Here is a 22015-nt window from a genome sequence, read left to right as displayed (position 1 = left end):
GGGGACTGCTATGACATCCGTTCAGACGGCCGGCCTGCCGCTCACCGCCGGCCAGAAGGACATCTGGTTCGACGCGAAACTCTCCGGCGGGGGCGCGACCTACAACACCGCCATCTACTGGGACATCCGCGGACCGCTCGACCTCGGCCTCTTCCGCACCGCCCTCGCCCGGCTGGCCGAGGAGTCGGAATGCCTGCGCGCCCGGTTCGACGACCGGAGCGGCGAGCCGCGCCAGTTCGTCGAACCGCTCGGCGCGCTGCCGCTGACCGTCACCGACGTCGGCGCGGCCCCCGACCCCGCGGCCGCCGCCGAGCAGGCGATCCGCGCCGACCTCGCCGTGCCCTTCCCGCTGGACGAGGGCCCGGAGGAGGCACCGGGCGAGGAGCCGGACGGCGGAGCGCACGTCCCGCTGTTCCGGCTGAGCGTGTTCACGCTCGGCCCCGAGCGCACCTTCTTCTGCCTGCTCAACCACCACCTGGTCTCCGACGGCTTCAGCTACGTCATCTACTTCCAGCGGCTCTCCGAGATCTACGGCGCCCTGCTCGACGGCACCTCCCTGGACGAGAACCGCTTCCCGCCGCTCGCCGCCCTGGTCGAGGCCGAGGCGGCGTACACCGCGTCGCCGAAGGCCGAACGCGACGCCGCCTACTGGCAGCGGCAGGTCGGCGACGGGCCCGGGCTGATCAGCCTCGCCACCCGCGACGCCGAGCCCGCCCAGACCTTCCACCAGGAGGGCACCGTCCTGCCCGAGCGCACCGCCGAGCTGCTGCGCTCGGTCGCCTGGGAGTCCCGGGTGACCTGGCAGAACACGCTCGCCGCCGCGCTGGGCGCCTACACCGCGCGCACCGCCGGCACCGAGGACGTGCTGCTCGCCCTGCCGGTGACGGCCCGCGTCGGCGGCACCATGCAGCGCATCCCCGGCATGGTCGTCAACAACCTGCCGCTGCGCCTGGCCGTACCCGCGCACACCACCCGCGCCACCCTGCTGGCCGAGACGTACCAGGTGTTCTCGCAGAGCCTGAAGCACCAGCGCCACCGCGTCAGCAGGATCCGCCGGGCGATGGGCCTGTCCAGCGACGACCGGCGGCCCTTCGGCCCGTTCCTCAACATGATGCCGCAGGTCGAGAAGCTGGCCATCGGCCCCTGCGAGGCCACCATCTACAGCCCGTCCACGGGCCTGGTGGACGACCTGGAGTTCACCGTCGCCGACAAGGGCGAGGCGGGCATCGGAGTCGACCTCAGCGGCAACACCGCACGCTACGACCGCGCCGAGATCCGCACCCACCTCGACCGGTTCACCGCCTTCCTGGACGCCTTCCTCCGGGCCGCGCCCGACGCCCCGCTCGGCGGCCTCGACCTGCTCACCGCCGACGAGCGCGCCGACCTCTCCGCCACCCTCACCGGGCCCGTGCGCGAGACGCCCTACCGGGGCGTCGTGGAACGCGTCCGGGAGCAGGCCGCGCGGGCACCGCACGCGGTGGCCGTCACCGACGACGGCGGCAGCATCGACTACGCCGCACTGGTCGGCCGGGCCTCCGCCGTCTCCCGCCTGCTGACCGGCCACGGACCGGTCGCCGTCCTCACCGAGCCGGGCCGTGACTTCGTCACCGCGGAACTCGCCGTCCTCGGCGCCGGACGCGCCTTCGTGCCCCTGGACCCCGGCGCCCCGGCCGCCCGGCTCACCGCGCTGCTGCGCGACAGCGGCGCCGGTTCCCTGCTCACCCAGGACGAGCACGCCGGCCTCGCACACCGGATCACCGCACCCCTGGACGAGCCGCTGCCCGTGCACGTCCTGGACGGCCGCACCGACGCCGCCGACGACCTGGCCCCCGTCACCGGCGGCCCGCTGGACCTCGCGTACGTCATCTACACCTCCGGCTCCACCGGCAAGCCCAAGGGCGCCATGGTGCAGCGCGGCGGCATGGTCAACCACCTCCTCGCCAAGATCGAGGAGTTCGGGCTGACCCGGGCCGACGCGCTCGTCCACAACGCGCCCGTCACCTTCGACGTCACCGTCTGGCAGACCCTGACGACCCTGCTCGTCGGCGGCCGGGTGCGCGCCTTCGCCCGCGGCGACATCGCCGACCCGGACGTCCTGTTCCCGGTCATCGGCGCCGAGGAGCTGACCGTCATCGAGGTCGTGCCGTCCCTGCTGCGCGCCACCCTCGACGTCTGGGACGCGGCCGGCACCGCACCCGCCCTGCCCGCCCTGCGCTGGATGATCTCCAACGGCGAGGCGCTCCCCGCCGACCTGTGCACCCGCTGGTTCGCCCGCTACCCCGGCATCCCGCTCGCCAACCTCTACGGCCCCACCGAGTGCTCCGACGACGTCACCCACGCCTATCTCACCGGCCCCGGCGACCTGGACGCGCCCGTCGTGCCGATCGGCCGGCCGCTGCGCAACACCCGCCTGTACGTCCTCGGCGCCGACCTGCGGCCGGTGCCCCGCGGTGTCCAGGGCGAACTGTTCATCGCCGGCCGGGGCGTCGGCCGCGGCTACCTCGCCGACCCGCGCCGCACCGCCACCACGTTCCTGCCCGACCCGTTCGCCGCCGACGGCTCCCGCATGTACCGCACCGGCGACCACGTCGTGCTGCGGTCCGACGGGCAGCTCGCCTTCGTGGGGCGCGTCGACCACCAGGTGAAGATCCGCGGCCAGCGCATCGAACTCGGCGAGGTCGAGACGGCCCTGCGCGCCCTGCCCGGCATCGCCGACGCGGTGGCCGCCGCCGTCACCGACCCGGCCGGACAGAAGCGGCTCGTCGGCTACGTCGTCGGCGACGGCGCCCGCCCGGACACCGCCGCCGCCCGCAGCCTGCTGGCCGAGCGGCTGCCCGGCGCCCTCGTGCCGACCGCCCTCGTCGCGCTGGACGAACTGCCTTTGACGGCGCACGGCAAGGTCGACCGCAAGGCCCTGCCCGCCCCCGACTTCGGCGCCCCCGCGCGGAGCCGTGCCGCCCGCACCCACGAGGAGCGGATCCTGTGCGCCGTTCTCGCCGAGGTCCTCGGCCTGCCCGAGGTGGGCCCCGAGGACAGCTTCTTCGCCCTCGGCGGCGACAGCATCAGCTCCCTCCAGGTCGTCAGCCGGGCACGCAAGGACGGCCTCGTCATCACCGCCCGGGACGTGTTCCGGCACCGCACCCCCGCGGCCATCGCCTCCGCGGCCGGCCACACCGGGCAGGCCGCGCCGGCCGCGGAGGCCGCCGAGGAGGACGGCATCGGCGAGGTCGGGCTCCTCCCCGTCGCCGACCAGCTGCGCGAGCTGCTCGCGCACCTGCCGCGGGAGACGAGGGAGTTCGCGCAGTACGCCACCGTCACCGTGCCCGCCGAGGTCGACGCCCCCCGCCTGGAGCGCGCGCTCCAGGCCGTCCTCGACCGCCACGACACCCTGCGCCTGCGCCTCACCAGCCCGGTGCCGGGCCTGTGGTCCCTGACCACACAGCCCCGGGGCAGCGTCACCGCCGCCGACGTGCTGCGCACCGCCACCCTCCCGGCCGACGGCGACCGCCCGGCCCGCCTCGCCGGCGAACTGGCCGCGGCCCGTGCCCGGCTGCGCCCCGAGGACGGCCTCGTGGCCCAGGCCGTCCTGCTGGGCGACGAGAACCCCGGCGCCCCCGGCACGCTCCTCCTCGTCGTCCACCACCTCGCCGTCGACGGCGTCTCCTGGCGGATCCTGCTGCCCGACCTCCGCGCGGCCTGGGAGGCCGTCGCCACCGGCGCCGAGCCGCGGCTGGACGCCGTACCGACCTCCTACCGGCGCTGGGCGAGGACCCTGTCCGAGGAGGCCCGCACCGCGGACCGGGTGGCGGAACTGCCGCTGTGGACCGAGCAGCCGGCCGGCGAGCCGGTCACGCTCGCCGAGCAGCCGCTGGACCCCGCCCGAGACGTGCACGGCAGCGCCGGCACCCTGCGCATCGAACTGCCCGCCGAGGACACGGCGGCCCTGCTCACCACGGTGCCCGCCGCCTTCCACGCCGAGATCAACGAGGTACTGCTCACCGGCCTGGCCCTCGCCCTCGCCGACCGTGCCCGCCGCGGCGGCTCCACCGCCACCCGCGCCCTGGTCGAGCTGGAGGGACACGGCCGCGAGCAGATCGCCGGCGCCCCGGACCTGTCGCGCACGGTGGGCTGGTTCACCAGCGTCTACCCCGTCGGCCTCGACGTCGGCCTGCTCGACTGGGACGACGTGTGGCAGGCCGGCCCGTCCCTCGGCACCGCCCTGAAGCGGACCAAGGCCACCCTGCACACCCTGCCCGACCACGGCATCGGCCACGGCCTGCTGCGCCACCTCAACCCGCAGACCGCGGCCGTCCTCGCCCGCACCCCCGTACCCCAGCTCGCCTTCAACTACCTGGGCCGGTTCACCGCGAGCGGCGGCGACTGGTCGATGGTGGCGGGCGGAGCCGGACAGACCGCGGCCCCCACAACCCCGCTGCGCCAGCCCGTCGAGGTCGTCGCCGTCACCGAGGACCGGCCCCAGGGCCCCGTCCTGGTGGCCGACTGGACCTGGGCCTCCGCCCTGCTCGACGAGGCCGGCGTACGGGACCTGGCCGAGACCTGGTTCCGCGCCCTGCGGGCCCTCGCCGCACACGCGGAACGGCCGGGCAGCACCGGCCGCATCCCGGCCGAGTTCCCGCTCGTCCACGTCGAGCAGCGGGAGATCGACGCCTACGAGGCCGAACTGCGCGGCGTCACCGACATCCTGCCGCTCTCCCCGCTCCAGCGCGGACTGCTCTTCCAGGCCGAGTTCGACCGGCAGGGCATGGACGCGTACACCCTCCAGGTCGTCATGGACATCGGCGGCCCCCTGGACCGCACCGCCCTGCGCGCCGCCGCCGAGGCACTCCTCGAACGGAACCCCGGCCTGCGTGCCTGCTTCCGCGAGCGCGACACCGGCGACCCGGTCCAGCTGATCCCCGACCACGTCGAACTGCCCTGGACCGAGGTCGACCTGACCCACGTCGACCCGGCCGAGGTGGACGCCGAGGCCGCCCGCCGCACCGACGAGGAGTGGCTGCACCGCTTCGACGTCACCCGCGGCCCGCTGACCCGGTTCACCGTCTACCGGATCGCCGACGACCGGCACCGCGTCGTGTGGACCACGCACCACATGCTGGTCGACGGCTGGTCCCTGTCCGCCGTCCTCGCCGAGGAACTCGTCACCCTGTGGGCGGGCGGCGCCGACACGACGGCCCTCGCCCGCGTCGCCCCCGCCCAGCGCTACCTGGAGTGGTCGGCGGCACAGGACAAGGAGGCCGCCCGCGCGGCCTGGCGGACCGAACTCGCCGGCGTGGACGGCGCCACCCGGCTCGGCCCCGCCGACCGCGACCGCGTCTCCGTGCTGCCCAGGACCCTCGTCGCCGGCATCCCGGACCAGGTCACGGACGCGCTCACCCGCTGGGCGAACCGCCGCGGCCTGACCCTGAACACCGTGATGCAGGGCGCCTGGGCGACCGTCCTCGGCGTCCTCACCGGACGCGACGACGTCACCTTCGGCGCGGTCGTCTCCGGCCGTCCCGCCGAACTGCCGGAAGTGGAGCGGATGGTGGGCGCGTTCCTGCACACCCTCCCGGTCCGGGCCCGGCTGGATGCCGCCCAGTCCTTCGAGGCGGTGCTCGCCGACCTCCAGGACCGCCAGCTCGGCCTCGAACCCCACCACCACCTGGGGCTGGCCGAGGTGCAGCAGTGCGCCGGCGCCGGTGAACTGTTCGACACCGTCGTCAGCTTCCACAACTACCCGGCCGGCGCCCTCGACCGCATCGGCGAGCACATCCCCGGGCTGGCCATGCTCGGCTGGACCGCCCGGGTCGTCGCCGAGTACCCCCTGGCCATCGGCGTCTTCCCCGGCGCGGACGGGCGGCTGCGGGTCGAGGCCCAGTACCGGCCCGACGTGTTCACCGAGCAGGACACGGACGGCTTCGTCCAGCGCTTTCTGCGCGTCCTGGAGCGGCTCGCCGCCGACCCCGGCGTCCCGCTCGGCCACGTCGACACCCTCGACGACACCGAACGCCACCGCCTCACCCGCGCCTGGGCGGGCACCGACACCGCCCGGCCCGAGCCCGCGGCCCTCGCCACCGACGCCTTCGAGCGGTGGGCGGCCCGCTTCCCGGACAAGCCCGCCGTCTCCCTCGGCGCCGACGTCCTCACCTACGCCGAGCTGAACACCCGCGCCAACCGGCTCGCCCGGCTCCTCGTCTCCCGGGGCGTACGGGCCGAACAGCCGGTCGCCGTCCTGCTGCCGCGCTCCCCGCAGCTGGTGGTGGCGGCCCTGGCCGCGCTGAAGGCGGGCGCCGTGTTCCTGCCCGTCGACGTCGACTACCCGGCCGACCGCATCGGCTACCTCCTGGCGGACGCACGGCCCGCCGTCCTGCTCACCGACACCGCGACCGCCGCCCGCCCGGCGGGGCTGCCCGAGCTGCCGGTCGTCACCGACACCCCCCTGCTCCTCGACGCCCCCCGGACCGCGGCGGAGCTGGCGGACCTGGCCGGCACCGACCTGACCGACGCCGGCGACCGGCACGGGGCGCTCGACCCGCTGCACACCGCCTACATGATCTACACCTCCGGGTCCACCGGCCGCCCCAAGGGGGTGACCGTGCCGCACACCGGGCTGATGGCGATGGTCGACAGCCTCACCGAGCGGTTCGAGCTCGACGAGGACGTACGCGTCCTGCAGTTCGCGTCCTTCAGCTTCGACGCCTCCGTCTTCGGCATCATGCTGGCCCTGCTCAACGGCGGCACCCTCGTCATCGCCGACGAGGAGCACCGCACCCCGGGACAGCCGCTGGTCGACCTGATCAACGACGAGCGGATCAACCTGGCCGCGCTGCCGCCCGTCGTCGTCGGCGCGCTGCCCGAGGGCAGCACGCTCCCCGCGGACCTGCGCATGGTGGTCACCGGCGAGGCCGTACCTGCCGAGGTGGTCGACCGCTGGGCCGGCTCGGTGCGGATGTTCAACGGGTACGGGCCCACCGAGGCCGTCGTGGGCTGCACCGTCAGCGGGCCGCTCGTGCCCGGCCGCGGCCGCCCGCCGATCGGCCGCCCCACCGGCGCCCACCGCGTGTACGTCCTGGACCGGGCGCTGCGTCCGGTCCCCGTCGGATCCGCCGGCGAGCTGTACGTCGGCGGCGGCCTGGCCCGCGGCTACCTGGGCCGGCCCGACCTGACCGCCCTGCGGTTCGTGCCCGACCCCCACGGCCCGGCCGGCAGCCGCATGTACCGCACCGGCGACCTGGTGCGCTGGCTGCCCGACGGCGAACTCGACTACCTGGACCGCACCGACGACCAGGTGCAGCTGCGCGGCATCCGCATCGAACTCGGCGAGATCTCCACGGCCCTGACGGCCATGCCCGGCGTCGAGCAGGCGGCCGTCGTGATGCGCGAGGACGAGGCGGGCGAGCGGCGCCTGGTCGCCTACGTGGTCGCCGCCGGAGCCGCGGCCGGGGTGGACACCACCGTGCTGCGCGACCGCCTGGTGACGGAACTGCCCGACTACATGGTGCCGTCCGCCGTCGTCGCCCTGGACGCGCTCCCGCTGACCACGAACGGAAAGCTGGACCGCGCCGCCCTGCCCGACCCCGAGCTGGGCGCCGGCACCCGGGGGCGCGCCCCGCGCACCCCCGTCGAGGAGATCCTGTGCGGCCTGTTCGCCGACATCCTCGGCCGCGAACAGGTCCACGCCGACGACGACTTCTTCGAGATCGGCGGGCACTCGCTGCTCGCCACCCGCCTGGTCAGCCGGGTACGCAGCGTCCTCGGCGCCGAACTGCCCATCCGTGCCCTCTTCGAGGCCCGTACCGTCGCGGCGCTCGCCGCACGCGTGGCCCAGGCCGACCGGGCACGCCCGGCACTGGCGCCCGCGCCGGCCGGGGCCGGGCGGCCGCTGTCCTTCACCCAGCAGCGCCAGTGGTTCCTCAACCGCCGCGAGGGCAGCGCCGACGGCTCCTTCAACTCGGTGCTCGCCTTCCGGCTCACCGGGCAGCTCGACGCGGACGCCCTCCAGGCGGCACTGCGCGACCTCGCCGAACGGCACGAGGTGCTGCGCACCGTCATCCCGGACACCGACGGGGTCCCCTCGCTGCGCGTCCTGGACGCCGCCGCGGGCGCGCCCGCGCTGAAGGTGGTGTCGGTCCCGGCCGACGAGGTGCGGGCGGCGGTGGCCGCCGAGGCCGACCGCGGCTTCGACCTCACCGTGGAGACACCGCTGCGCGTCCGCCTCTTCCCGGCGGGCCCGGGCGAGTGCGTGCTGCTCTTCGTGGTCCACCACATCGCCTTCGACGGCTGGTCGATGGGCCCGTTCCTCGGCGACTTCGCCGCCGCCTACCGGGCCCGGAGCAAGGGCCGTGCCCCGCGCTTCGAACCGCTGCCCGTGCAGTACGCCGACTTCGCCGTCTGGCAGCGCGAACTGCTCGGCGACGGCGACGACCCGGACAGCCTCGCCGCCGAGCAGCTCGACTTCTGGCGCGACGCGCTCGCCGGCCTGCCCGACGAGACCCCGCTGCCCGCCGACTTCCCCCGCCCCGACCGGGGCACCCGGACCGGCGACGTGGTCCTGTTCGACGTGGACGCCGCACTGTGCCGGGCCGTCGGCGAACTGGCCCGCTCCACCGGCACCACCGAGTTCATCGTCTTCCAGGCGGCCCTGTCGACGCTGCTGACCCGGCGCGGGGCGGGCACCGACATCCCGGTGGGCGTCTCGGTCGCCGGCCGCACGGACGACGCGCTCGCGGACGTCGTCGGCATGTTCCTCAACACCCTGGTGCTGCGCGGCGACACCGGCGGCGACCCGACCTTCCGGGAACTGCTCGACCGGCTCCGGGAGACCGACCTCGCCGCCTTCTCCCACCAGGACGTGCCGTTCGACCAGGTGGTGGACGCGCTGCGGCCCGCCCGCGCACTGAACCGGCACCCGCTGTTCCAGGTGTCGCTCACCGTCCAGTACGACGGTGTACGCGACCTCGGCCTGCCCGGCCTGACCGCCCGCCCCGAGTACGTCCCGTCCCGGCAGGCCAAGCTGGACCTCGTCGTCGAACTGGTGCCGGCGTACGGCACGGACGGCATGCAGGGCCTGCTGACCTTCAGCGAGGACCTGTTCACGCGGGAGACGGCCGAGGGCCTCGCGGCGCAGTTCACCCAGGTGCTGCGCGACGCGGTGGCCGATCCGGACGTGACGATCGGAGACCTGCAGATCGCCGGAACGGACGCGCCCGCAGCCCCGGAGCGGTCCGACGACGGCCCGGCCGACGGCGACGAAGGGGCCGGCGGGGCCGACGCCTTCGCCGGCATCGTGCGGCAGCTGCCCGAGACGACCCTGCTCGACCTGTTCGCCGCGCGGGTCACCGAGGCGCCCGACGCCGTCGCCACCGGCAGCGGCCCGCAGGCGCTGTCGTACGCGGAACTCGACCGGTACGCCGACGGCCTCGCGCACACCCTCGTCGCGGCCGGCGCCGGCCCCGAGCGGACCGTGGCACTCGCCGTGCCGCGCGCCGCCGACCAGGCCCTCGCGGCCCTCGCCGTGCTCAAGGCGGGCGCCGCCTATGTGCCGCTGGCCGCGGAGGAACCGGCCGACGCGGTCCGCGCCCTGTTCGCGGACGTCGACCCGGTGTGCGTCCTGACCACCGCCGGCCTGGCCGGACGCCTGCGGACGACCGGGGTGCCGGTGCTCGTCCTCGACGTCGCCGGGCTGCGCACCGGGGCCGCGGCGCCGGACCCCCGGCCCGCGCCCGGCCCGGCCCGGCCCGGACAGGCCGCGTACGTGATCCGCGGCGGCGCCACGGGCACCGTCGTGGAGCACCGCACGGCCGCCGCGCACGTCGTGGCCGCGCGGGACGAGGGACGTCCGGGCGAGGCGGGCCTGTTCGGGGCGCTGCTCGCCGGCACCGGCGTCGCCACCCGGGAGCGCCCGCCCGCGGCATGGTCCGCACCGGGCACCGTCCCGGCGGACGCCGCCCTGTGGGGCGCCCACGGCTACGTCCTGGACGAGGCGCTGCGCCCGGCCGCCGAGGGCGAGCTGTACCTCGCCGGCGCGGCCGTCGCCCGGGCCTACGCGGGCCGGTCGGCGGCCACCGCCGAGCGGTTCGTGGCCGACCCCTGGGGCAAGGCCGGGGCGCGCATGTGGCGCACCGGCCGGAAGACGGCCCGGAGCGCGGCCGCCCCGGCGGAGCCGGCCGCCGCGACGGCGGACGCCCCGGTGGCCGCCGAGGCCGACCCGGTCGTGGAGCGGTTGTGCGCGATCGTGGCCGAGGTGGTCGGGGCCGGGTCCGTGGGCGCGGCGGAGAACTTCTTCGAGACCCGCTCCATGGACAGCATGAAGTCGCTGCGGCTGGTGGCGCGGGCCCGCAAGGAGGGCATCGAGATCACCATCGCGGACGTCTTCCGGCACCAGAACGTCGCGGCCCTCGCGGCCGGACTGCGCCCGGACCCCGCACCGCGGCCCGCCCCCCAAGCGCCGGTCCCCGCGATGCGCAGCACCGTACGCGCCGTCGCCGAGGCGATCGCGGAGGCCGGGGAACCGGAGCAGACGGACACCTTCGCGCCGCTGCTCGCCATCCGGCCCACCGGCGAACGCCCGCCCGTCTTCTGCGTGCACTCCGGTGTCGGACTCGCGCTGTCCTACCTGCCGCTGGCCCGGTACATCGGGGCGGAGTACCCCCTGTACGGCCTCCAGTCGCCGACGGTCGTCGCCGGCGCGCCGCTGCCGGACAGCATCGAGGAGAACGCCGCCGCGTACGTCGAACTGATCCGGCGGGTCCGCCCCGAAGGCCCCTACCACCTGTTCGGCTGGTCCTACGGCGGCCTGCTCGCCTACGAGATCGCCGTGCAGCTCCGGGCCGCCGGCCAGGAGGTCGGGCTGCTCGCCAACCTCGACGCCTACCCCCGTACCGACGTCGTCGACGAACGGGACGTCCAGGGCTCCCTCGCCTGGCTGCTGGAGGGCATCGGGCACGACCCCGCCGAGTTCGCGGGCCGCGACCTCACCCCCGCCGACCTGGTGGACGTGCTGCGGCGCGACGACAACCCGCTCGCCCGGCTGGGCGAGGAGCGGATGAGCCGCATGGTCGGCCTGATGGCCCGCCACCAGGTCCTCAACACCCGCTACCGGCCCGGCCCGTACGACGGCGGGATGCAGCTCTTCCTCGCCGACCGCTCGCCCTGGGGCGACGTGACGGACAAGGACCGGCTGTGGGAGCCCCACGCCCGCGGCCCGGTCACCGTCCACCACGTCGACTGCGGGCACGACGACATGCTCACCGGCCCGAACCTGGACCGGATCGGCCGTGCCGTCGCCGCCGAACTCGACCGGCTGCACGCCGCCTCGGACGGAGGCGACCGGTGAGGGCGGCGGCCTCCCGGGCGGCGACCCGCGCGGCCGCCGCCCGCCGGCGCCGGGCCTGGGCCATCGCCCGCCGGGCCGGCTGGAAGGGCGTCCTCGCGGCCTCCGGCCTCGGCACCGCGCGGGACGGCACCCGGCGCACGGCACCGCCGACCACCCAGGACGATCGGAGTCCGGCATGACGACCACCCTCCCCCCGGCGCCGTCCCCCGCGGCGCCGGCCCCCGGCCGGGCCCCCGCCCCGAGTTCCCCCGTCGGCGGGGCCCGGCCGGGCCTGAGGACCTTCACCACCGAGGTGCTGGCCGTCCTGGGGCGCAGGCTGCGGCGGCTGCGCCGCGGCCCCGGCCGCGCCATCGGTGTCGTCCTCAACCCGCTGGTGTCGATGGTGCTGCTCGGCTACCTGTTCCGGGACGCCATCACCCTCCCCGCGGGCGGCAGTTACGTCGAGTACGTCTTCGCCGGCGGCGCCGTCCAGGTGGGCCTCGCCTGTGTGGGGCCGACGGCCGTGTCCATGGCGATGGACCTGCAGGGCGGCATCGTGGACCGGTTCCGGTCACTGCCGATCAGCCGGTCCGCGGTGCCCCTGGGGCACACCGCGGCGGACCTGCTGACCGCCCTGGCCGCACTCGTCGTCACCACGGGAGCCGGGCTGCTGCTCGGCTGGCGCTCGCACACCGGCCTGCTGCCCACGCTCGGCGGGTTCGCCCTGATCGCCGCCTTCACCTACGTGATGCTCTGGCTCGGCGTGCTGCTCGCCACCACCCTGCGCAGCATCGAGACGATCAGCGTCGTCGCCCCGTTCATCGTCATCGTGCTGCCCTTCCTGTCCAGCGCCTTCCTCTCCCCGCAGTCCATGCCCGGCGCGGTCCGCCCGATCGCCGAGTGGAACCCGGTCAGCGCCGTCATCGCCGCCTGCCGCGACCTGTGGGGCAACCCCGCCACCACGGGGCCCGGCTACGTCGGCGAGCACCCGCTGGTCGTGGTCGCCGTGACGCTGGGCGCCCTGTTCGCCCTCTGCGTCACCGTCAGCCTGCGCCGATTCCGCAAGCCCTGAGCAAAGGACCCTCCACCATGCCTGTCACAGCACGCGCGGCGGCGCCGGAGCCCGCCGCGCTCGACCTCACCGATCCCCAGACCTTCCTCGATGTCGACCAGCACGCCATGTGGCGCAGGTTCCGCACCGAGAGCCCCGTGCACTGGCACCCCCCGGGCCCCGGCACCCCCGGGTTCTGGGTGATCTCCCGGTACGAGGACGCGGTCGCCGTCTACCGGGACAACAAGCGGTTCACCTCCGAGAAGGGCACCGTGCTCACCACGCTGCTGCGCGGCGAGGACTCGGCCGCCGGCAAGATGCTCGCCGTCACCGACGGGGTGCGCCACCGCGAGATCCGCAACCTGATGCTGAAGTCGTTCTCGCCGCGCGTCCTCGCCCCCGTCGTGGAGGGCGTCCACCGGCACACGCGGGACCTCCTCGGGGCGGCGGTGGCGTCGGACCGGGTCGACTTCGTCACCGACGTCGTCGACCACATCCCGATGCACACCATGGGCGACCTCCTCGACATCCCGGCCGCCGACCGGCCGCAGCTGGTCGAGTGGAACACCCGGACGCTCTCGCGGCACAGCTCCGACGAGGACGAGTTCGAGTCGCTCATGGCGCGCAACGAGATCCTGCTCTACATCTCCCAGCTCGCCGCCGAACGCCGGGCGAACCCGGGCGACGACGTCCTCAGCACGCTCGCCACCGCCACCATCGACGGCGAGCCGCTGAGCGACGACGAGATCGTCCTCAACAGCTACAGCCTCATCCTCGGCGGCGACGAGTCGACCCGGATGTCCATCATCGGCGGCCTCATCGCCCTGGCCGGGAACCCGGAGCAGTGGCGCCGCCTGAAGAGCGGCGAGGTCACCTCCGAATCGGCCACCGAGGAGATCCTGCGCTGGACGACGCCCGCCATGCACTTCGGGCGCCGCGCCCTGGTCGACGTACCCCTCGGCGACCGGGTCGTCCGGGCCGGGGACGTGGTCACCCTGTGGAACGCCTCCGCCAACTTCGACGAGGACGTCTTCACCGACCCGTACGCCTTCGACGTCGGCCGCAGCCCGAACAAGCACGTGGTCTTCGGCCACGGACCGCACTTCTGCCTCGGCGCCTTCCTGGGCCGGGTCCATGTGAACGCCATGGTGGAGGCGCTGCGCGCCATGGTCGCCGACATCGCGCTGCTCGGCCCCCCGCGGCGCCTCTACTCCAACTTCATCCAGGGCTACAGCGGCCTGCCCGTCGCGCTGGGCGCGGAGCCGGCCGGCGAGGAGGTTCGCTGAGATGCGGCACGAGATCCGGACCGCGGGAGGCACCAGGCTCGCGGTCCTCCACACCGGCACCCCGGCCGGCACCTGGGACGAGACCCGCTGGGAGGAGGTGCGCGGCCGGGTGCAGGCGCTGCTCGACACGTACGGCGTGGTCATGCTGCGCGGCGCGGGCATCCCCGACACCGCCGCGTTCCACGCCGCCGTCAGCGGCTTCGGCCGCGACCTCATCGGCAGCTACCGCGGCGGCAACACCCCCCGCACGACCCTCTCCGACGGCGTCTTCACCTCCACCGAGTACCCGGCGCGCTACGACATCTCCCTGCACAACGAGCTGTCGTACGCCCGCAAGTGGCCCGACCGGCTGTACTTCTGCTGCCTCGACGCCCCCGACACCGGCGGCGCCACCCCGGTCTGCGACGGCGAGGCCCTGCTCGGCGCGCTCTCGCCCGCGCTGCGCGAGCGGTTCGCCGCCGGCGTCGTCTACCGGCAGTACCTGCACGGCGGGGCCGGCCTCGGCAAGTCCTGGCAGGACACGTTCGAGACGGACGACAAGGCGGTGGTCGAGGAGTTCCTCACCGCCTCCGAAGCCGAGTTCGACTGGACCGGCGACGGCGGCCTGCGGGTACGCCAGCACCGCCCCGGTGTCATCGAGAACCCGCGCACCGGCCGTGACACCTGGTTCAACCAGGCCGACCAGTGGCATCCGTCCAACCTCCCCGACGACGAGGGGGAGCTGCTGATGTCGCTGACCGACTCGGTGGACGACCTGCCGCACTGGGTGACGTACGCCGACGGCACCCCGCTGTCCGACGCGGACCTCGCCGAGGTCCGCGCGGCCCAGCGCGCGCACCAGCTGGCCGAGCCCTGGCAGCAGGGCGACGTGATGATCGTGGACAACCCGTCCGTGCTGCACGGCCGGCAGGCGTTCACGGGCACGCGCAAGGTCGTCGTCTCGATGACCTGAGCACCACGGAACGAGGGGCCCGGCGGGTGTGCCGGGCCCCTCGCCACGGCACACCGAGGCAGGACGGACAGAACGGGGGAGTACGGATGACAGTGCTCGACGACATCGTGGCGGGGGTCCGCGAGGACCTCGCCGCGCGCCGGCGGACCGTGCCGGAGCGGGAACTGAGGGAGCGTGCCGCGGCGCGCGGCCCGGGCGTCGACTGCGTGCCGCTGCTGCGCGCGGCGGACGGACGGCCGAGGATCATCGCCGAGGTGAAGCGGGCCAGCCCGTCCCGTGGGCCGCTGGCCGAGATCGCCGACCCGGCCGCGCTGGCGGCGGCGTACGAGGAGGGCGGCGCCGCCGCGGTCAGCGTGCTCACCGAGCGCCGCCGGTTCGGGGGCGGCCTCGCCGACCTGGACGCGGTGCGGGCCCGGGTGACCCTGCCGGTGCTGCGCAAGGACTTCGTCGTGGACCCGTACCAGGTGTGGGAGGCCCGGGCGCACGGCGCGGACCTGGTGCTCCTGATCGTCGCCGCGCTCGACCAGCCCCTGCTCGCCGACCTGTCGGCGCTGGCGGCCGAGGCCGGGCTGACGGCGCTGGTGGAGACCCACGACGAGGCGGAGGCGGAGCGCGCCCTCGCCGCGGGCGCGCGCGTGGTCGGCGTCAACGCGCGTGACCTGAAGACCCTGCGGGTCGACCCCTCGACGTTCGGCCGGGTGGCCCCGCTCCTGCCGGCCGGCGTCGTGCGCGTCGCCGAGTCCGGCGTGCGGGGGCCCGCCGACGTGGCCCGGTACGCGGGGCTGGGGGCGGACGCGGTGCTCGTGGGGGAGGCGTTGGTGACGAGCGGCGACGGCGCGGCTGCGCTTGCCGCGCTCACGTCGGGCGGTTAGGCGTCCGCCGGGTTCCGTCCGGGCCCGGGTGCGGGTGCCTCCGGGGCCGGACGCGCCCACGCGGCGGCAGGCGCACATCGTCACCGCCCCGCGCCCCTGAGATGCGCACTTCGTGCGGCATCCCGTCGGGCGCGGGTCCGTGTCGGCACGCGCCTGCCCTCGCGCGGGAGCGACGCGTCCCCCGCCGCGATCAGGCCACCGCCACCGCACGCCCCCGCACGGCGGCCATCCGTTCGGCCGAGACCGCCACCCACCGGTCCAGGACCGCCGCCGCCGCACCGGAGTCGATCGCCCGGGCCGCGCGCCGCACGCCGGTGGCGAGACGCTCGGTCAGGGGGCCCGGGCCGCCGTCGAACGCGGCCAGGCCCGCCGCCGCGGACAGCAGGACCGCGTCCCGGACCGGACCGGTCGCGCCCGCCAGGACCTCGCGGGCCACCCGGGCGTTGTGGACCCGGTCCCCGCCGCGCAGCGCCTCCGCAGGCGCCAGGGGGACGCCGACGTCGCGCGGATCGAAGGACTCCCGGCGCACCGCGCCGCCGGACACCGACCACACCGTGGAGGTAGTGGTGACCGTCAGCTCGTCCATCCCGTCGTCACCGCGGAAGACCAGCGCGTCCGTGCCCCGCCGCGCCAGCACCTCGGCGATGCGCCGCGCCAGCACCGGATCGGCGACCCCGACCGCCTGGGCCGCGGGCCGCGCCGGGTTGGTCAGCGGGCCGAGGGCGTTGAACACGGTGCGGATGCCGAGCTCGCGGCGCGGACCGGCGGCGTGCCGCATCGCCGGGTGGAACAGCGGGGCGAAGCAGAAGGTGATCCCGGTCTCCGCCACGATCCCGCCCACCTCGCCGGCCGGCAGGTCGAGCGACACCCCCAGCTCCTCCAGGACGTCCGCCGATCCGCAGGCCGAGGACGCGGACCGGTTGCCGTGCTTGACGACGCGGGCGCCGGCTCCGGCCGCCACGAGCGCCGACATCGTGGAGATGTTCACGCTGTGCGAGCCGTCGCCGCCGGTACCGACGATGTCGAGGCAGCGGCCCGGCACCGCCAGCGGCACCGCGTGCCGCAGCATGCCGCGCACCAGGCCCTCGATCTCGGCGGCCGTCTCGCCCTTCACCCGCAGCCCCATCATCAGCGCGGCGAGCCGGGCGGGGCCGGCCGCGCCGGTCATCGCCTCGTCCATCGCCCATTCGGCCTGCCCCGTGGACAGGTCCCGGCGGTCCAGCAACGTGCTCAGCAAGTGCGGCCAGTCGTTCACGGACATCTCCTCGTAGGCGATGGGACGAAGGAATCAAGGGGTTCGCCGTTCAGTCTGGGAAATGCGCGGGGCGCTTTCCAGACCAGTGCGGAGCCGTCGATGCAGTCCAATTCCGCGCACCGGAAGACCCGTAGAGGAAAACCCGTACAGGAAAACCCGTGCAGGAGAACCCGTACAGGAATTCCGAACAGGAAGGGAATCGAGTGTCATGCACGTCGCGATGAAAGTCGTACGGGACTCCGATGTCCCGCTGACCTCCCAGATCCAGCGGTTCATCAAGAGCGAGGTGGCGGCCGGCGTCCTGCACCCGGGCAGCCGGCTGCCCTCCAGCCGCAGTCTCGCCGACGACCTCGGCGTCTCCCGCAGCGTGGTCGTCGAGGCGTACGGACAGCTCGTCGCCGAGGGGTACCTGGAGGCGGTGCAGGGCGCCGGCACCCGTGTCGTACGGCACCTGGAGCCCGAGCCGGTCGTCCCGACCCTGCTGGACGACGGCCGGGTCCCCGACGTCCGCTGGGACCTGCGCCCGGGCGCTCCCGCGTTCCCGCACTTCCCGCGCCGCGACTGGCTCACCAGCTACCAGCGGGCCCTGCAGTCCGCCGACCCCGCCGACCACGACTACCCGCCGCCGGCCGGGGTGCCGGCCCTGCGCGTCGAACTCGCCCACTACCTGGGCCGGGTGTGCGGGGTGCCGGGCACACCGGACCAGATCATGGTCGTCGCGGGCTTCGCCCAGACGCTCGGTCTGCTCGGCGCGGCACTGCCCGAACTGGGCGTGGACGCCCTCGGGATGGAGAACCCGGGGCACCCCCGGCAGCGCCGGTTCGTGCGCGAGTGCGGACTGCGGCCGGTGCCGCTGCCGGTCGACGCCGAGGGCATCGACGTCTCCGCGCTGCGGGCGTCCGGGGTGCGGGCCGTCCTCGTCACCCCCGCCCACCAGTACCCGACCGGAGTCACCCTGTCCGCGCGGCGCCGCGCGGAACTCGCCGCCTGGGCGCGGGAGACCGGCGGCTGGATCGTGGAGGACGACTACGACGGCGGTCTGTGGTACGAACGCGGCACACCCCGGCCGCTCGCCCTGCGCCGGCTCGCCCCCGACCACGTCGTCTACGCCGGCACCGCCAGCAAGACCCTGGCCCCCGGGCTGCGCCTGGGCTGGCTCGCGGCCCCGCGCCCCCTCCTCGACCCCCTGCTGCGCGCCCGCGCCCGGCACGACCTGGGCACCGACAGCCTGGCGCAGCTGGCGTTCGCCGAGTTCCTGCGCAGCGGCCTGTACGACCGTCACCTGCGCCGCCTCAACTCCCTGTGCCGCGACCGCAGACAGGTCCTGGAGGCGGCGGTGCGCCGGCACCTGCCCGGCGCCGTGGTGCTGGGCCCGGCGGCCGGCCTGCACGCCTGCATACGGCTGCCCCCGCGCACCGACGAGGCGGCACTGGTCGCGGGGGCGCTGCGCCGCTCCGTCCTGGTGCGCGGGGCGGCCGCCTTCCACGCGCGGGCGGGGGAGGGCGCGCCCGCGCTGGTGGTGGGGCACGCCCAGCTTCCGCGCACCGGCATCGAGGAGGCGATCGCGGAGCTGGGCAAGGTCCTCGGCTGACGCGGTCAGCCGACCGGGGCGGGCCGCATCCGCAGGAAGTTGCGCATCATCGTCAGACCGCCCGTGGTCATCACCGACTCCGGGTGGAACTGCACCCCCTCCACGGGCAGCGTCCGGTGCCGCAGGCCCATCACGTAGCCGTGGTCCGCGGCGACGGCCGTGGTCACCAGCTCGTCCGGCAGCGGGTCGGCGACCAGCAGCGAGTGGTAGCGGGTCGCCTCCACGGAGTGCCCGAGCCCCCGGAACAGACCCGTGCCGTCGTGCCGCACCGTGCTCGTCCGCCCGTGCATCACCTGCTCGGCCACCTCGATCCGCCCGCCGTACGCGAGCCCGATGGCCTGGTGCCCCAGGCACACCCCGAGCACCGGCACCCGCCCCGCGAACTCGTGCACCAGCTCCACGTGCCCGGAGTCGGCGGGATGCCCGGGCCCGGGCCCGAGCACCACGGCGTCCGGTTCCAGGCCCGCCAGACCGGCGGGCGTCCGGGTCAGGGAGCGCACGACCCGGGTCTCCGCTCCGAGCGTGCGCAGGTACTGGTCGATGATGTGCACGAAACTGTCGTAGGCGTCGATCAGCAGAACCCTCATGGGCCCGTCCCCTCTCACAGCAGCTCCTCCCCGGTCAGCGCCCAGTAGGCGGCGCCCATCTTCGCCAGCGTCTCCCGCCACTCGGCCTCCGGCTCGGACTGGGCGACCATGCCGGCCGAACTCTGCGTGGAGTACGCCGTGCCGTCGTACACGACCGTGCGGATGCACAGGGCCAGCTCGGCCCAGCCGCGCACGTCGATCAGCCCCACCGCGCCCGCGTAGGCGCCGCGGCCCTCGCTCTCCAGGCCGTCGATGACCTCCATGGCGCGTACCTTGGGCGCCCCGGTCATCGTCCCGGCGGGGAACGTCGCCCGCACCGCCTGCCACACGTCCACGTCCGGCTCCAGCTGCCCGGAGACCGTCGACACCAGGTGGAAGACGTGCGAGAAGCTCTCCACCTCCATGAGCCGCTCCACCGGCTGGGTGCTGGGGCGGCTGACCCGGCCGATGTCGTTGCGGCACAGGTCGACCAGCATGATGTGCTCGGCCTGCTCCTTGACGGACTCCCGCATCTCCTTGACGCGGCGCCGGTTCTCCTCCTCGTCCCGGCAGCGCCGGGCCGTGCCCGCGATGGGCCGCATCACGATCTCGTCGCCCGCCACGCCGTCCGGTTCGATCCGGAAGAACAGTTCCGGGCTCGCCCCGATCAGGGTGTCCCCGGCCCGCGGCAGCACGTACATGTACGGCGACGGGTTCCGCTCGCGCAGCCGCCGGTAGACGTCCAGCGGCTCCAGGTCCGTGGTGACGTCGATGCGGTGCCCGATCTGGATCTGGTACAGGTCGCCGACCCGGAGGTGCTCCAGGCAGCGGTCCGCCCAGCCCAGGAACGTCTCCCGGTCGACGCTGTCGCGCACCGAGCGGGGCGCGGGCGCCCCGGGAGCGCCGCCGGGGACGGCCCCGGCCGCCGCGGCGGCGGCAGCGGCCACGTCGGCCCCCGGCCCCGCCGCCGCGAACTCCGGTGCCTCAGCCCGCAGATGACGCGGGGCGCCGCCCGCGACGTCGTACCAGACGGTCTCCCGGAAGAGCGACAGCGTGATGTCCGGGCCGTGCGGCTCCTTGGTCCGCTCCGGCAGCGTCTCCATGTGCCAGGCGGACTCGTACGCGAAGGTCGCCAGGAAGCCGAACGCGTAGCCCCGCGCGGGCACCTCGCCGCTCACCTCGAAGACCCGCTGGGCCCGGCCGAGCGCCGCCCAGAGCATGTCCTGGCCGGTGAAACGCAGCCGGTACGGCCCGGGTTCCGGGCCCGGTGCCCTGTCCCGGGCGAGCCCCGCCGCCCCGGCGGCCCGGGCGAGCGCCGCCGCCACCGCCGGAACGCCGTCGATGTCGAGGTACCGGTCGTACACCCGGATCTCGGCGAGCCGCCCGACGCCCACGACGGCCGAGCGCCGGTCCTCGCCGGCACCGGCCAGGCTCTCCAGGAGGAAGACGTCGTCCGAGGGGCGGCCACCGGTCAGCCGGGTGTAGAGCGCGAGCGGTTCGTGCCGGGGGACAGGGGCGGAGCCGACGCGCACGTCGATGATTTCCATTGCGGTCAAGACGAACTCCCCACCTTTGTTCCGTCAGGGTGTGACGAGAGTCAATCAACCGGTCCGTGAACGGGGCCAGACCAATTCCGTGGGGCCGATACGGTCCATTTCTCGATTACTTGACCGGGTGCACGGAGCGGATATGTAGTGGGCGCACATTCGACGCACGTACGGAAGGCACACGCATGGCCACCGAAGTGATGGAACAGACCGAACGGCACACCGTCGAATCCGCCCCGGACGCCGATCTGGCCGCGGCCGCCGACTCCTGGCGCGCGTTCCCCGCCGCCCAGCAGCCCGACTGGCCCGACCCGGCCGCGCTGCGCGACGTCACCGGCCGCCTCGCCGCGGCCGCCCCGCTGGTCACCGCCGGCGAGTGCGACGCCCTGCGCGCGCGCATGGCGGCCGTGGCCCGCGGCGAGGCGATCCTGCTGCAGGGCGGCGACTGCGCCGAGACCTTCGCACAGGTGACCCCCGACTCGGTGCGGCGCAAACTCAAGACGCTGCTGCAGATGGCGGTCGTCCTCACCCACGCCACCGCGCTGCCGGTCGTCAAGGTCGGCCGGATGGCGGGGCAGTACGCCAAACCGAGATCCAGTCCGGTCGAACGGCAGGGCGAGCTGACCCTGCCGTCGTACCGCGGTGACGCCGTCAACGGCCTGGAGTTCACCGCCGAGGCCCGCACCCCCGACCCAGGCCGGCTGCACACCATGTACGAGGCGTCGGCGCGCACCCTCGGCCTGGTCCGCTCCCTGACCACCGGCGGCTTCGCCGGCCTGAGCCAGGTCCACGCCTGGAACCGGGGGTTCGTGGCCAGCTCGCAGGCGGGCCGGCGGTACGAGGCGCTCGCCGACGAGATAGGCCGCAGCCTGGCCTTCATGCGCGCCTGCGGCATCGACACGCGGGAACTGGGCACCGCCGACTTCTACGTCAGCCACGAAGGGCTCCTGCTGGACTACGAGGCCGCCCTCGTCCGCACCGACCCGGAGACCGGCCGCGCCTACGCGGGCAGCGGGCACCTGCTGTGGATCGGGGAACGCACCCGCCAGCCCGACGGCGCCCACCTGGAGTTCTTCTCCCGCCTCAGCAACCCGATCGCCGTGAAGCTCGGCCCGTCGGCCACCGCCGACGACGCGCTGAACCTGATCGACCGCCTCGACCCGCGGCGCGAGCCGGGCCGCCTCACGTTCGTGGTCCGCGCGGGCGCCGACCGGGTGCGGGACGTGCTGCCGGTCCTGGTCGAGAAGGTCCGCTCCGAGGGGGCGCGGGTGTGCTGGGTCAGCGACCCGATGCACGGCAACACCACCACCGCGCCCAGCGGTCTCAAGACCCGCCGCTTCGAGACGGTGCTGGACGAGGTGCGCGGCTTCGTGGAGGTCCACCGCGCCCTCGGCACCCACCCGGGCGGCATCCACGTCGAGCTGACCGGCGACGACGTCACCGAGTGCGTCGGCGGCGGCAACCCGCTGCTGGCCGAGGACCTGCCGGCCCGGTACGAGACGGCCTGCGACCCGCGCCTGAACCACACCCAGTCACTCGACCTCGCCTTCCTGCTCGCGGAGATGTACCGCGACCGCTGAC

At 75.0% G+C, this 22015-nt stretch carries 11 protein-coding genes; 8 read left to right on the top strand and 3 right to left on the bottom strand.

What is annotated here, in order from left to right; all coding sequences use genetic code 11:
- Nucleotides 1-10: 10 nt before the first annotated feature.
- From ACZ4VF_RS10670 to trpC, 6 genes are all read left to right on the top strand, one after another.
- Nucleotides 11-11335, top strand: a complete 11325-nt coding sequence (locus ACZ4VF_RS10670; protein ID WP_467924797.1) for an amino acid adenylation domain-containing protein — start codon at nt 11-13, stop codon at nt 11333-11335.
- Nucleotides 11332-11514, top strand: coding sequence for a hypothetical protein (locus tag ACZ4VF_RS10665; RefSeq protein ID WP_467924795.1), 183 nt, complete (start codon nt 11332-11334; stop codon nt 11512-11514). The genes ACZ4VF_RS10670 and ACZ4VF_RS10665 overlap by 4 nt, the downstream gene beginning before the upstream one ends.
- Complete coding sequence (locus ACZ4VF_RS10660; RefSeq protein WP_467924793.1) at nt 11511-12386, top strand: ABC transporter permease; 876 nt, start codon at nt 11511-11513, stop codon at nt 12384-12386. Before ACZ4VF_RS10665 ends, ACZ4VF_RS10660 begins: the two co-directional genes overlap by 4 nt.
- Before the next feature lie 17 nt (nt 12387-12403).
- A complete protein-coding gene (locus ACZ4VF_RS10655; RefSeq protein WP_467924791.1) occupies nt 12404-13651 on the top strand; it encodes a cytochrome P450 in 1248 nt (415 codons plus the stop codon).
- A gap of 1 nt (nt 13652) precedes the next feature.
- Nucleotides 13653-14603: a TauD/TfdA family dioxygenase gene (locus ACZ4VF_RS10650; protein WP_467924789.1), complete on the top strand. Its 951-nt coding sequence runs from the start codon at nt 13653-13655 to the stop codon at nt 14601-14603.
- Nucleotides 14604-14689: 86 nt separating this feature from the next.
- The gene (trpC, locus tag ACZ4VF_RS10645; RefSeq protein ID WP_467924787.1) at nt 14690-15475 is read left to right on the top strand and encodes an indole-3-glycerol phosphate synthase TrpC; all 786 of its coding nucleotides are present in this window, start codon (nt 14690-14692) and stop codon (nt 15473-15475) included.
- 190 nt (nt 15476-15665) lie between these two features.
- Here trpC and trpD read toward each other — a convergent pair whose 3' ends face one another.
- Nucleotides 15666-16736, bottom strand: coding sequence for an anthranilate phosphoribosyltransferase (gene trpD, locus ACZ4VF_RS10640; RefSeq protein WP_467924785.1), 1071 nt, complete (start codon nt 16734-16736; stop codon nt 15666-15668).
- 202 nt (nt 16737-16938) lie between these two features.
- On the opposite strand from trpD, the gene pdxR reads away from it, so the two are divergent.
- On the top strand, nt 16939-18321 hold the full coding sequence (pdxR, locus tag ACZ4VF_RS10635; protein WP_467924783.1) for a MocR-like pyridoxine biosynthesis transcription factor PdxR: 1383 nt from the start codon (nt 16939-16941) through the stop codon (nt 18319-18321).
- Nucleotides 18322-18326: 5 nt separating this feature from the next.
- Here the strand turns inward: pdxR and ACZ4VF_RS10630 are convergent, their stop codons facing one another.
- Both ACZ4VF_RS10630 and ACZ4VF_RS10625 read right to left on the bottom strand, forming a co-directional pair.
- Nucleotides 18327-18908, bottom strand: coding sequence for an anthranilate synthase component II (locus tag ACZ4VF_RS10630; protein ID WP_467924781.1), 582 nt, complete (start codon nt 18906-18908; stop codon nt 18327-18329).
- Between the two features lie 14 nt (nt 18909-18922).
- The gene (locus ACZ4VF_RS10625; RefSeq protein ID WP_467925605.1) at nt 18923-20434 is read right to left on the bottom strand and encodes an anthranilate synthase component I family protein; all 1512 of its coding nucleotides are present in this window, start codon (nt 20432-20434) and stop codon (nt 18923-18925) included.
- 200 nt (nt 20435-20634) lie between these two features.
- Here ACZ4VF_RS10625 and ACZ4VF_RS10620 point away from each other — a divergent pair, with 200 nt between their 5' ends.
- Nucleotides 20635-22014, top strand: coding sequence for a class II 3-deoxy-7-phosphoheptulonate synthase (locus tag ACZ4VF_RS10620; RefSeq protein ID WP_467925603.1), 1380 nt, complete (start codon nt 20635-20637; stop codon nt 22012-22014).
- Nucleotide 22015: the final 1 nt, after the last annotated feature.

The organism is Streptomyces sp. NPDC029151 (assembly GCF_055564315.1).
This window is presented reverse-complemented; position numbering and strand designations above follow the sequence as displayed.